The organism is Variovorax sp. J22P240 (assembly GCF_030316855.1).
Taxonomy (GTDB): Bacteria; Pseudomonadota; Gammaproteobacteria; order Burkholderiales; family Burkholderiaceae_C; genus Variovorax.
Window position 1 is genome coordinate 26,609 of the sequence record NZ_JASZYR010000017.1, and the last position, 12,607, is coordinate 39,215.

General features: G+C 67.3%; 11 protein-coding genes. All 11 read right to left on the bottom strand.

The window, feature by feature from the left end; all coding sequences use genetic code 11:
- Nucleotides 1-108: 108 nt before the first annotated feature.
- Nucleotides 109-531, bottom strand: coding sequence for a universal stress protein (locus QTI24_RS26855; protein ID WP_286604534.1), 423 nt, complete (start codon nt 529-531; stop codon nt 109-111).
- 170 nt (nt 532-701) lie between these two features.
- The gene (locus tag QTI24_RS26860) at nt 702-1,331 is read right to left on the bottom strand and encodes a 3'-5' exonuclease (RefSeq protein WP_286604536.1); all 630 of its coding nucleotides are present in this window, start codon (nt 1,329-1,331) and stop codon (nt 702-704) included.
- Nucleotides 1,328-3,148: a putative nucleotidyltransferase substrate binding domain-containing protein gene (locus QTI24_RS26865; protein WP_286604537.1), complete on the bottom strand. Its 1,821-nt coding sequence runs from the start codon at nt 3,146-3,148 to the stop codon at nt 1,328-1,330. The genes QTI24_RS26860 and QTI24_RS26865 overlap by 4 nt, the downstream gene beginning before the upstream one ends.
- A gap of 21 nt (nt 3,149-3,169) precedes the next feature.
- Nucleotides 3,170-4,855 (bottom strand): cation acetate symporter, encoded by a 1,686-nt coding sequence (locus tag QTI24_RS26870; protein WP_286604683.1) that lies wholly within the window; start codon nt 4,853-4,855, stop codon nt 3,170-3,172.
- 32 nt (nt 4,856-4,887) lie between these two features.
- Nucleotides 4,888-5,196 (bottom strand): DUF485 domain-containing protein, encoded by a 309-nt coding sequence (locus QTI24_RS26875; protein ID WP_286604538.1) that lies wholly within the window; start codon nt 5,194-5,196, stop codon nt 4,888-4,890.
- Between the two features lie 2 nt (nt 5,197-5,198).
- Nucleotides 5,199-7,184, bottom strand: coding sequence for an acetate--CoA ligase (acs, locus tag QTI24_RS26880; protein WP_286604539.1), 1,986 nt, complete (start codon nt 7,182-7,184; stop codon nt 5,199-5,201).
- A 216-nt stretch (nt 7,185-7,400) separates the two neighbouring features.
- A complete protein-coding gene (locus tag QTI24_RS26885) occupies nt 7,401-8,147 on the bottom strand; it encodes a response regulator transcription factor (RefSeq protein ID WP_286604540.1) in 747 nt (248 codons plus the stop codon).
- Complete coding sequence (locus QTI24_RS26890; RefSeq protein WP_286604542.1) at nt 8,144-10,117, bottom strand: hybrid sensor histidine kinase/response regulator; 1,974 nt, start codon at nt 10,115-10,117, stop codon at nt 8,144-8,146. The genes QTI24_RS26885 and QTI24_RS26890 overlap by 4 nt, the downstream gene beginning before the upstream one ends.
- A 153-nt stretch (nt 10,118-10,270) precedes the next feature.
- The gene (locus tag QTI24_RS26895; protein ID WP_286604543.1) at nt 10,271-11,128 is read right to left on the bottom strand and encodes an NAD(P)H-hydrate dehydratase; all 858 of its coding nucleotides are present in this window, start codon (nt 11,126-11,128) and stop codon (nt 10,271-10,273) included.
- A gap of 47 nt (nt 11,129-11,175) precedes the next feature.
- A complete protein-coding gene (locus tag QTI24_RS26900) occupies nt 11,176-12,015 on the bottom strand; it encodes a histidine phosphatase family protein (RefSeq protein ID WP_353506116.1) in 840 nt (279 codons plus the stop codon).
- A 106-nt stretch (nt 12,016-12,121) separates the two neighbouring features.
- A complete protein-coding gene (locus QTI24_RS26905; protein WP_286604545.1) occupies nt 12,122-12,469 on the bottom strand; it encodes a hypothetical protein in 348 nt (115 codons plus the stop codon).
- Nucleotides 12,470-12,607: the final 138 nt, after the last annotated feature.

Below are 12,607 nucleotides of genomic sequence, written 5' to 3' on the forward strand. Positions count from 1 at the left end.
ACCTCGAACCAACCGATCCGCAGGCCCTGACCGCCCTCGCCCAGTCCCGCAGCCACCAGGATCACGGTCGCGAGCAGGGTCGCAGCGACGAACAGGATCGCTCTCATTTCAGCGCACCAGCAAGACCGGCACCGCGCATTTCGCGAGCACCTTGGTCGCGACCGAGCCCAACACCAGGTTCTTCAGGGCGCCGACGCCGTGCGACCCCATGACCAGGAGGTCGAACTTTCCCGATTCGGCGTACGACGCGATCTCCTCGGCCGGATGGCCCACCTTGTGAACCGCCTTGGCGTGAATCCCGTGCTCCGCGAGGAGCGCGCGGACCGGTTCGAGAACGACCCGCGCATCATCTTCGTAGTAGCCATGGACGAGGTCCGGCCCGGCGAACGCAGCCGCCCGGTGCGGGACCGGGAGGACCGCGTAGAAGACCGTGAATGAATGGCCCGTCACCCACAAGTCCTTGTGTGCGCCGAGGTAGGAGATCATTCGTTTCGTGTAGTCGCTGCCATCGACGGCAAGAAGAATCTTCATGGTGGTCTCCTGTCGAGAAGTCTGGATGACCCGATGTTCGTCGCTGCTTCGCCGGTCTGGTTTGAGCCAGATCAAGCTCTCGATGCGCCGGCCTGCCGATACTGAGCGGCGTCGCCACCGCCCATCTGCACCGCACCAGCGCCCTGGCCGCCACCATCGAAACGACCTGCTTACAGAAGGCCTCGCAACTTCACGAACGCCAAGCCCGCCATGACGGCATCGTCCAGTGCATCGTGCGCACCGCGAAGCGGCAGCCCCAGGTCATTCATCATCGTCGCGAAGCGCAGGTCGATGGTGCCGCCGCGCAGGGGCGCGGGCAGCTGCCGGTTCTTGTAGTCGTAGTACATGGCCGACACCTCGATCTTCGGCTGCGGCAATCGCAGGCCGAGCAAGGGCCAGATCTCGCGATTGAGCATGGCGACGTCGAACTCCAGGTAGTAGCCCACCAGCGGACGGCTGCCGATGAAGCCCATCAGCCGGCGCATCGCCTGCGCCGCATCGATGCCGAGCGCAACGTCCTGCTCGCGCAGGCGATGCACCCGCACATTGTCGGCCGTCATCGCCCGCTCGGGCCGCACCAGCAACTCCAGGCGCTCGCTGGTCAAAAGCCGGTTGTCGACGATGCGCACCGCGGCGATCGAGATGATGCGATCGTGGCGCACGTCCAGCCCGGTGGTCTCGCAGTCGACCGTCACCCACTCGCCTTCGGGCGGCGCGTCGTACATGAACGCAAAGTGCGGGTCGGCCAGGTGATAGAGCAGCCATTGGCGGCGCAACGCACCCGCCCAACGCAACCTCATACGCCCCCCAGGTGGAATTGATGCCGCACCAGCGCCTTGAAGCGCTTGACCACTGCGAGCGCATCCTTCAGCAGATCGCGCTCCAGGCTGCTCAAGCGTTCGACCCGCACGCTGCCGCTGACCGCTTGCCCGGCATCCCATTCGGCCAGGCCGGCCTTCAGCTTGAGTCCCATCAGGAAGTGAAGACTGTCGGCCAGGTCGTTGGCCAGTTCGGCCGGCAACCGGCCGTTGGCCACCAGTGCGTCGAGCCGCGCGGTCGTGCCCGTGGCCTGCACGTGATCGCGCAGTGCCAGGCTGCGCACGCCGTGCACGATCGGGAAGATGCCTGCCCTCTTCAGGTCGAGCGACTGCCGCTCGTGCTCGCCGAGAAGCAGCAGGCGGCTCCACCATCCGCTCGGCGCGTCGGGGAACAGATCGACGGCCGCCGCAAATTGTCCGAGCAGCGCGTCATTGGCCACCACGAGACGATCGATCTCGGCGCGCACTTCGCCGAGCAGCGAAGCGTCGCCGGCGACGGCGTGGGCATCGATGAAGGTGGCCAGCGCCATCAGTCCTTCGGCATCGGGCAGGAGCAGCCAGCGCCGGACCAGGGCGCGGAAATCGCTCGCGCCGTGCCGCCAGGCCGGGTTGCTGACCATGATCCCCCCGGGGCACTCGGGGTAGCCGAAGTCGCGCAGCGCTGCCGAGAAGCGCAGGCAGGTCGATTCGACGACGGCATCGCTGACCGGCGTGCCGTCCCGCAGGATCAGCCCATTGTCCTGGTCGGTCTTGAGCAATTGCTCGCCGCGTCCCTCGCTGCCCATGACGAACAGGCAACTGTCGGCCAGCAGCTCAGGGGGCGCGATCAGTTGCCAGGCTCGCTCGAACAGCTTGGCGTTCAGCGCCTGCACCAGCCTGCCGATCTGGCCGACGCGCGTCCCGCCGCGGTACAGCAATGCGATGAAGTCCGTGATCTTCCCGGCCTCGGAGCGCAACTCGTCGAGACTCTGCGCGCGCACGACCCGCACGGTGATCAGGTACGAATGGTTCGACAGGAAGCTCAACAGATCGAGTTGCTCCAGCAAGCCCACAACGCGCGAGCCATCGGCCACCACGAGCCGGTGGACCTGATGCCGGATCATCAACGCCAGCGCGTCGAACAGGGGCGCATCCGGCGCGATGCTCACCAGCGCGAAGGTGGCCAGCTCGCGGACCGGCCGCCGGTCCAGCGGCTGGCCCTCGACCACTGCGCGCTGCAGGCCCGTGTTGGTGAAGATGCCGAGCCGCTCGCCGTCGCGGACCAGCACGCTGCTCGAATGCTCGGCGTGCATCAGCCGGGCCACGGTCACGATGTCGGCGGCTCCGTCCACGACGTGCGCCGGTCGCAGGAATGCTTGCTCGACCCGCGACATCGTCAGCGCATGCATCTCGCGCTGCTCGTGGCGCTGCGCCAGGGTCTCGAGCTTGTTCGACAGGTCCGCGAACAGGAGCGAGCCGAAGGTCGCGTTGCGGGCGATCAGGGCCATGACGGCGGCCTTGGCCAGCAGGTAGGCGACCACCTCCTCGGCGGCCACGAACCGGCTGCCGGCGCGCCCGGCCATCAGCGAACGGCCGTCGAAGCAATCGTTGGGCCCGTAGCCTGCCACCGCCTCGCCCGCGTCCAACTGCGAGACGTGGCCCTTGATGATGACGAAGAGGTGCGCGGGTTCGACGCCCGGCTCCAGCAGCGCCTCACCCTCGCGAAAGTAGGCGATGTCGACGTGGTCCCGCACCAGCTTGCGCTCGTCCTCGTCCAGGCAGTCGAAGGGCGAGGCCGAGAAGTCGAAGGCGTTGGGCATGGCCGCTCGATGCGAAGGGCCTCAGTGTCCGGATGCACCCTCCGCGCCGATGCCGGTCTCCGAACGCACCTGCTGCGCAAGGAATCCCGCCCGGTCCTTGGCCGCGCGCGGGCTCTTGTCGAGGATCGAGAACAGCCAGATTCCGACGAAGCCGATGGTCATGGAGAACAGCGCCGGCGACTGGTAGGGGAACAGGGCCGAGCCCTTGGGGTTGCCCAGCGTCGCCTCCCACACGGCCGGCGACACCACCGTCAGCACCACCGAGGAGACGAGCCCGAGAAACCCGCCGATGACCGCGCCGCGCGTGGTGCAGTCCTTCCACAGCACCGACATCAGCAGCACGGGGAAATTGGCAGACGCGGCGATCGCAAAAGCCAGACTCACCATGAACGCGATGTTCTGCTTCTCGAACACGATCCCGAGCACGACCGCGACGACGCCCAGTGCGACCGTCGTGATGCGCGACACCTTCAGCTCGGCCACGCTGTCCGCCTTGCCCTTCTTGAACACGGTGGCATACAGGTCGTGCGACACCGCCGATGCACCGGACAGGGTGAGGCCCGCCACCACGGCCAGGATGGTCGCGAAGGCCACTGCCGAGATGAAGCCGAGGAACACGTTGCCGCCCACCGCCTTGGCCAGGTGGACCGCCGCCATGTTGCCGCCGCCGAGCAGGCCCCCCTTGGGGTCGAGGAACTGCGGATCGGTCAGCACGAAGGTGATCGCGCCGAAACCGATGATGAAGGTCAGCACGTAGAAGTAGCCGATCCAGGTGGTCGCCCACAGCACGGACTTGCGCGCCTCCTTGGCGTTGGGCACCGTGAAGAAGCGCATCAGGATGTGCGGCAGCCCGGCCGTGCCGAACATCAGCGCCATGCCGAAGCTGATCGCCGAGATCGGATCCTTGATGAAGCCGCCCGGCCCCATGATCGAGAAGCCTTCCGCGGCAGCGGCCTCGGGCGGCTTGCCCGCGGCGGTCGCTATGGCCGTCTTCACTTCAACCGCCTTCGCGAACATCGCTTCGGGGCTGAAGCCGAAGTTCCACAGCACCATGAAGGCCATGAAGGTCGCGCCCGCGAGCAGCAGGCAGGCCTTGATGATCTGCACCCAGGTGGTCGCGGTCATGCCACCGAACAGCACGTACACCATCATCAGCGCGCCGACTATGACGACCGCGATCCAGTACTCCAGCCCGAACAGCAGCTTGATGAGCTGCCCCGCGCCGACCATCTGCGCGATCAGGTAGAAGGCCACGACCACCAGCGTGCCCGACGCCGCGAACACGCGCACCGGCGTCTGCTCGAAGCGGAAGGCCGCGACATCGGCAAAGGTGAACTTGCCCAGGTTGCGCAGCCGCTCCGCCAGCAGGAAGGTCACCACCGGCCAGCCGACCAGGAAGCCGATCGAATAGATCAGGCCATCGAAGCCGCCGACCATCACCGCCGCCGAGATGCCGAGGAACGAGGCGGCCGACATGTAGTCGCCCGCGATTGCCATGCCGTTCTGGAAGCCGGTGATGCCGCCGCCGGCGGTGTAGAAGTCGGCCGCGCTCTTGGTCTTGGCCGCGGCCCACTTGGTGATGAAGAGCGTGCCGACGACAAAGGCGGCAAACATGCCGATCGCCGTCCAATTGGTGGCCTGCTTTTCCATCTGGCCGAGATCGGCGCCCGCGGCCTGCGCGGCTTGCGCTGCCGCCAGCAGGACCATCAGCCCCAGCGCCTTCGCAACGAGGGAGCGGCTCATTTCAGGACCGCCTTGGCGATCTCGTCCGTCAGCCTGTCGTACTCGCCATTGGCGCGGTGGACGTAGATGCCCGTGATGACGATGGTGAAAACAATGACCCCGAGCCCGAGCGGCATGCCGATCGTCGTGACGCCACTGCCCAGCCGGGTCGCGAGGAAGGGCTTGTCGAAGGCCACCAGCAGGATGAAGCCGTAGTACACGACCATCATCGCCGCGGTCAGCCACCAGCCGAAGCGCGAGCGCTTCGACTTCAGCGCCTGGTAGTTCGGGTCGCGCAGGATCCTCGATGTCAGATCGTTTTCCACTGTCAGTTCCTTTCCATGAGCTGCTCGAGGACGGCCGGGTTCTCCAGCGTCGAGATGTCCTGCGTGATCGCCTCGTCCTTCGCGATCGAGCGCAGCAGGCGTCGCATGATCTTGCCGCTGCGCGTCTTGGGCAGGTTGTCGCCGAAGCGGATGTCCTTCGGCTTGGCGATGGGGCCGATTTCCTTGGCCACCCAGTTGCGCAACTCCGTCGCGATCTTCCTGGCCTCGTCACCCGTGGGCCGCACGCCTTTCAGCACGACGAAGGCGCAGATCGTCTCGCCCGTCGTCTCGTCCGGACGACCCACCACGGCGGCCTCGGCCACCAGCGCCGTGCAGGACACCAGTGCCGATTCGATCTCCATCGTCCCCATGCGGTGGCCCGACACGTTGAGCACGTCGTCGATGCGGCCGGTGATCGTGAAGTAGCCGGTCTCGGCGTCGCGGATGGCGCCGTCGCCCGCCAGGTAGTAGCCCTTGAGCTCCGGCGGAAAGTAGCTGACCTTGAAGCGCTCGGGATCGCCCCAGATGTTGCGGATCATGCCGGGCCAGGGTTTCTTCACCACCAGCAGCCCGCCTTGACCGTTGGGCACATCGTTGCCGGTCTCATCGACGACCGCGGCCGCGATCCCGGGGAAGGGCAGCGTGCAGGAGCCGGGCACCAGCGGCGTCGCGCCGGGCAAGGGCGTGATCATGTGGCCGCCGGTCTCGGTCTGCCAGAAGGTGTCGACGATGGGGCAACGGCCGCCGCCCACGTGCTGGTGATACCACTCCCAGGCCGCAGGATTGATCGGCTCGCCCACCGACCCCAGGATGCGCAGGCTGCCCAGGTCGTAGCTCTTGGGATGCACCGCGTCATGGGCCTCGGCCGCCTTGATCAGCGAGCGGATCGCGGTGGGCGCGGTGTAGAACACGCTGACCTTGTGATCCTGGATCATCTTCCAGAAGCGGCCCGCATCCGGGTACGTGGGCACGCCTTCGAACACCACCTGCGTCGCGCCGACGGCGAGTGGACCGTAGGTGATGTAGGTGTGACCGGTGACCCAGCCAATGTCGGCGGTGCACCAGAACACATCCTCGTCCTTCAGGTCGAAGGTCCAGGTCGTGCTCACTGCCGCATGCACCAGGTAGCCGCCCGTCGAGTGCTGCACGCCCTTGGGCTTGCCAGTGGAGCCCGAGGTGTAGAGGAGGAACAGCGGGTGCTCGGCACCCACCCATTCGGGTTCGCAGGTGTCGCCCTGCCCTTGCGTCTCGTCATGCATCCAGCGGTCGCGGGAGGGTTCCCACGCGATCTTGCCGCCCGTACGCCGATAGACCATGACATCCTTCACCGACTCGCAACCGCCGAGCGCGATCGCCTCCTCGACGATGGCCTTGAGCGGCAGCTGCTTGCCGCCGCGCAGCTGCTCGTCGGCCGTGATCACCATCACCGCACCCGCTCCCGCGATGCGATCGCGAAGGCTTTGCGCCGAGAACCCGCCGAACACCACCGAATGCGTCGCGCCGATGCGTGCACAAGCCTGCATCGCGACCACGCCCTCGACGCTCATCGACATGTAGATGACGACGCGGTCACCCTTCTTGACGCCCCGCGCCTTCAGCGCATTGGCCAGGCGACAGGTGCGCGCCAGCAGGTCGCTGTACGTGACGCGGCTGACCTGGCCGTCGTCGGCCTCGAAGAGGATGGCCACCTTGTCGCCGCGGCCACTCTCGACATGGCGGTCCAGGCAGTTGTAGGAGGCATTCAACGTGCCGTCCTCGAACCACTTGAAGAAAGGCGCGCCGCTCTCGTCGAGCGACTTCGTGAAAGGCTTCTTCCAGCTCACGAACTCGCGAGCCAGACGCGCCCAGTAGGCGCTGTGGTCTGTGTGGGCCTCTGCCACCAGCTTCTGGTAGGCCGGCATGCCCGATATGTGCGCGCCCTTCATGACAGCGTCCGGCACCGGGTAAATGATCGATTCTTCGCTCACTGATATCTCCTTTGCATGCATGCCGACAGCCCTACCCTGCGCGCATCGTGTGTTCGAGTCTGTGCGGTAGCACACCAACAGCGGACAGCTGCGTCGGCACGTGTCGTCGGCTGCAGGGACATGCCTTGGGGATGGGGCGACACGATTCTCGATCCCCGCATCCGGCCGCAGGGGGGCATGCAAACATTCGTCACATTGCACGTCCTTCGTCGCGCAGAGCGAATCCCCGCCGGCGTTTCAGTCCCAGGTGACGGCGGCGGCGAACATGTAGCCCGCGCCATAGACGGTCTTGATGATGACCGGGTCGTGAGGGTCGACCTCGATCTTGCGACGCAGGCGCGAGATGCGCACGTCGATGCTGCGGTCGGTCGGCAGCAGGTCCCTCGCTCCGATCAATTGCTCGCGCGTGAGGATTTGATGCGGTCGCTCGATAAAGCAGCGCAGCACCTGCGTCTCGGCGGTGCCGAGCAGGTGTTCCTCGCCATCGGGCGCGCGCAGGATGTGGGCCTCGCAATCGATGCGCCAGCCCAGGAACGAGGCAAAGCGACGCTGCCGCCCGCTGGTCGCCCCTGACGGGGCCATGCGCCTGCGCAGGATGCTGCGAACTCGCGCCACCAGCTCCCGCGACTCGAAGGGCTTGGTCACGTAGTCGTCGCCGCCGAGTTCGAGGCCCTTCACGCGATCGGCCGTGTGGCCGCGACCGGTGAGGATCAACACCCCGGCGCTGCAGTGCGCCGTGATGCGGCGCACCAGGTCGATGCCGTCCATGTCCGGAAGCCCGAGATCGACGATGCACAAGTCGGGCTTCTCGGTCTGCATGCGACGCAACACGGCGGCGCCGGTCGGAAAGCCCTGGGCGGTGAATCCGAATTCGGTGAGTGCGTTCAAGACGATCTTCGTGACGGCCGGATCGTCTTCGACCAGGAAGACCAGAGAGGGCGGCGCGCTCTCGTCCAGCGACGCACGCGCTGGATGCGTGCTCATGAGCGCGCCTCCTCGATTGCCGACGCCAACCGGGCCGCCGTGAAGGGCTTGGTCAGCCATGGGACGCCCGGCACCATGCGGTCTGCGGCCACGTTGCCGCTCATCAGGACCACGGCGCGCGCCAGATGCAGCTCACGTGCCGTTCGCGCGACCTCGCAGCCATCGACGCCGCCCGGCATGGACACATCCGACACCAGCAGCGCGATGTCGGGTGTCTGCCGCAGCAAGGCCAGCGCCCCCGCGCCGTCGCTGGCCTCGAGCACGGCATAGCCCAGGTCGAGCAGGTCACGACGAACGACCCGGCGCACCTGAGCGTCGTCGTCCACCAGCAGCGCCAGTCCGCGCTGGCCTGGCAACGCCGGCCCAGCGGCGGGCAGGGGCCGACTCTCGCCGGCGTGGCCCGCGGCCGCCGGCAGCCACAGCGAGATGGTCGTGCCACGACCCGGCGCGCTCCGCACGTCGATGGCGCCGCCCGACTGCTTGATGAAGCCGTAGACCATCGCCATGCCGAGCCCCGTGCCGCTGCCCGGTTGCTTGGTGGTGAAGAAGGGCTCGAACATGTGTGCCAACGTGTGCTCGTCCATGCCAGCGCCGTCATCCTGGACGTCGATGCGCACGCAGTCGCCGGGCGAGGTCTGCAGCATCGTGGCCGCGTTTGCGTCGAGCACCGCGGGGCACGCGCGAAGGGTGATGCGCCCGTGCGACGCTATGGCATCACGCGCATTGAGGATCATGTTGATGAGCGCCTGCTCGAGTTGGCCGCCATCGATCCAGGCCCTGGGCCCCGGCGCACCGGCGCCGGCGGTGCCGACCGCAAGCTCGATGCGCTCCGGCAAGGAGTGCCTGAGCAGGCTCTCGGCCGCGCGCAACACGGTCCCCACGTCGACCGCGCCGGCTTTCAGCGGCTGGCGGCGCGCGAAGCGCATCAATCCTTCCACCAGGCCCGCGCCGCGGCGCGCTGCATCGAGCGCCGGCTGGATGTATTCGGGCACGATCGGATCATCGGGCTGCGCCGCCTTCAAGGCGGCGAGATTCCCGATCACGACCGTCAGGATGTTGTTGAAATCGTGCGCCAGGCCGCCGGTCAAGTGGCCCAACGCCTCGAGCTTCTGGGCGCGCGCGATCAGCTCCTGGGATCGCCTCTGCCCGGTGATGTCGAAGGTCAGTTCGAAGCAGCCGGCCACCGTCCCGTCGCCCGCACGCTCGGGGACGAGCGAGGTGCGCACCCAGCGCCGCTCGCCGGTGTGGATGACCAGTTCGTATTCGAAGTCCACCGATTCGCCGGCCACGGCCCGCCTCACATTCGGCTTGACCAGCGCATAGACCTCGTCGCCCAGAAAGGCGCGCGCACTGACGCCTTCCGGACGCGAAGTGTCGGTGCGAAACCAATCGTGGTAGCCACGGTTGAGATAGCGATAGACCCGCCGCCGGTCGAAGTAGGCCACCAACGCCGGAATCGAGTCCATCACCAGTCGCACTCGCTGCTCGCTGCTCACCAGTTCGGCGGTCCGTGCCGCGACACGACTCTCGAGATCGGCGTTCTGTTCGCGGATCGTGCGCTCGGCGCGACGCTGCGCGGTGACGTCGGAATAGAGCGTGACGAACCCGTGGCCCGGCAGCGGCTCCCCGTGGATGTGCAGCACGCGCCCGTCGGGACGGGTCCGCTCGATGTCGTGCGGCTCGAAAGTGCGCGCCGCAGCCACCCGCTCGGCCACCAGCGCCTCCGGCTCGCCCGCCCCGTATTCGCCGCGCCGTGCGTTGTAGCGTATGAACGTCTCGAACGGGGTGCCGACGTGCGCCATGCCCTCCGGAAAATCGAGCAGCCGCTCGTAGGCGCGATTCCATGCGACGAGCCGCAGGTCGGCATCGAAGATCGAAAGCCCCTGGTCGAGCAGGTCCAGCCCGGCCTGGAGGGTCTGATACCGCCCCAGCGGGGCTGCATTCGGGGCGGCAGCGGCGTCGTCTCTCAAAGCGTCTCCCACGGGCTCGCGTCACGGGATCGTTCCCACGCACTTTATAGCTTGGGGAGGGCTGAGCGAGCTTGATCGGGCGCAAGCATTCGATGGATGTCGCGTTGATCGCGAGCGATCGATGGTGGAGCGCCTGGGGCCGAGGCGGAGTTTTCAGTTTGCGGCCCGGCGCTTGCCGAGCGCGTGCAAGCGAGCGGGCAACTCGCCGGCCAACTCGCGCGCCAGGTACCCCAGAGGACCGTGCGAGCGCGACAGTGCCGCTCCGGCGCTGGCGTGGGCCACGACACCCCAGGCGCACGCCGCCAGGGGTGGCAGCCCGCGCGCGGCCAAACCACCCATCAACCCTGCCAGCGTGTCGCCGGAGCCAGACGTTGCCAGTCCGGCCGATCCACCATCGAACTGCCACAGGCCGCCGTCCGGCGAAGCAATGATGGTGCTTCCCCCCTTCAGCGCCACGCACGCGTTCCAGCGGGTCGCGGCCTCGCGCGCCGCGCCGACCGGATCCTCGCAGACCGCCTCCTTGGTGCTTCCGCTCAGGTAGGCCATTTCTCCGGCATGCGGCGTCAGCACCGCCGGCTGGTCCACCGCACCGGTGCGCACCAGCGACATGGCCAACGCGTCCAGCACCACCGTCGCGTGGCCGAACAGCGGCATCAGCGCACGGACGAAGCCGACGACAGCGCGTTCCTGTTGCATGCCGGGTCCGACGACCAGGGCGCTGACGAGGTGCGCGGTCGCCGCAAGCGACTCGGTCCCGCGCACGAGCAGCCCACCACTGCGGGCCTGCGGAAGGCCGATCACGCGCGACTCGGGAATCGCGAACGCCAGCCCCTGCGCGATGGCTGCCGGTGCCGCGATCGTGAGTTTTCCGGCGCCCGCCCGCAGTGCCGCCACCGCGGCCAGCAGTGCCGCACCCGGCATCTCGTCGCTGCCCGCGACCACCAGCACATGGCCGCGAACCTCCTTGTCCGCGTCTTCGGGCGGTTTCGGCAACGGCCAGCGGGCCAGCACGGCGGGTGTCAGGCGCCCTGGACGAGAAGCTGCTCTTCCCATTGCCGTCAAGGCTTGGCCGCCGACGGCACGTCCGGTGCGGTGGTCACCGGCGTGGCCGCTTCGCGCAGCGGCGCGAGGAAATTGACGAGGTCCAGTTGCAGCACGTCGTCGTCCTCCTTGCCGCGCACAGCCCGGTAGGAGGTGATCGCGCAGTTGGGGACGTCGCCCTGCCGGTCGATCTCGAGGATCTGCTTCTCGTCGAGGTGCTCCAGCAGATAGCGCATGCAGTTCACGATCACCTGGTGCGCCACCACGAGCACGCGTCGCTGCGAATACTCCCGCGTGACCATCTCGATGAGGCTGCGCAGGCGCAGGATCACGTCACACCAACTCTCGCCGCCCGGTGGCCTGAAGTAGAACTTGCCCACGTGCGTGCGTTGCTCGTGCAGATCCGGATGCTTCTGCTGGATGCCGAATTTGGTGAGACGGTCGAGGATGCCGAATTCCTTCTCGCGCAGCCGCTCGTCCAGGCGCAGCGTCGCGGACGAACTCGCCCAGCGCGCGCGTTCGGCGACCAGCTGCGCGGTCTGGCGCGCGCGTTCGTACGGCGAGCAAAGAATCACCTCGGGTTGATCATTCGGTGCGAGGCTGGCGAACCAGTCCCCCACGGCGATGGATTGCTCGACGCCGAGGTCCGACAACGGCACATCGATGTCGCGCCAGGCCAGCTCGATGACGGCCAGGCCTCCGGACTCCGCGGCGTCGCGCGCCACGTTGCCTGCGCTCTGGCCGTGCCGCACGATCCACAGTTGTGCCGGCCAAGCGGTGCCCACGGGGCTGTCACTTCGCGCATTGGCTGCCTTCGGGTTCCGCGCCGCCACGACCGCGCTGTCTCTGTCCATCATCGCGCGCCTTTCCTGAGAGTCGTGCCATGTTGGCCGGCCATGCATCGGCTCCAGTCGGCCGTGTCCTCTCGTTCAGGTAGTCCGCTTCCTCATCCGTGCAGCGCAGTCAGGCGCAGCGTGCGTAGACCAGTGCCAGATAGTCGGAATGCTTCCGAATCGCTTCCAGTTGCTGGAGCGTCGTGCCCGTCACGCGATCGGAGGGGTCGAATTTCAGGCTGCCGTCGGGCAGCAGGATGAAATGCGTCGTGCCGTGGGGCACGCCGCGGCCAGTGCCCGCGTTGACAAACCCGCACCCGGCCCCGGTCGCCCGGTTGTACTTCACATTGGAGAAGGTCGCGGAACTTGTCGGCAGTTTCCCCCGCACCTGCGCCTCCACTTTCCAGATCGGCCAGTAGAACCACCACGCGGCAAGACAGCCGACAAAAAGCGCGAGCCCGACCAGGATGGATGCCACTGCTCTCATGCGTTCGCTCCGTCTTCAGGAGCGACCCATCATAGTGCACATGAGTACTTTGGTTTGTCGTTTTTTTCAGCACGCGGTCCGGCGCGCGGAGGCGGTGGCGGCCCCGTCGCGATAGGGGCCTGAAGTGCG

Excerpts from the sequence above, each read along its gene's own strand:
- QTI24_RS26855 (WP_286604534.1), bottom strand. The coding sequence starts at position 531 with ATGAAGATTCTTCTTGCCGTCGATGGCAGCGACTACACGAAACGAATG.
- QTI24_RS26860 (WP_286604536.1), bottom strand. The coding sequence starts at position 1,331 with ATGAGGTTGCGTTGGGCGGGTGCGTTGCGCCGCCAATGGCTGCTCTAT.
- QTI24_RS26865 (WP_286604537.1), bottom strand. The coding sequence starts at position 3,148 with ATGCCCAACGCCTTCGACTTCTCGGCCTCGCCCTTCGACTGCCTGGAC.
- QTI24_RS26870 (WP_286604683.1), bottom strand. The coding sequence starts at position 4,855 with ATGGTCCTGCTGGCGGCAGCGCAAGCCGCGCAGGCCGCGGGCGCCGAT.
- acs (WP_286604539.1), bottom strand. The coding sequence starts at position 7,184 with ATGCATGCAAAGGAGATATCAGTGAGCGAAGAATCGATCATTTACCCG.
- QTI24_RS26885 (WP_286604540.1), bottom strand. The coding sequence starts at position 8,147 with ATGAGCACGCATCCAGCGCGTGCGTCGCTGGACGAGAGCGCGCCGCCC.
- QTI24_RS26900 (WP_353506116.1), bottom strand. The coding sequence starts at position 12,015 with ATGATGGACAGAGACAGCGCGGTCGTGGCGGCGCGGAACCCGAAGGCA.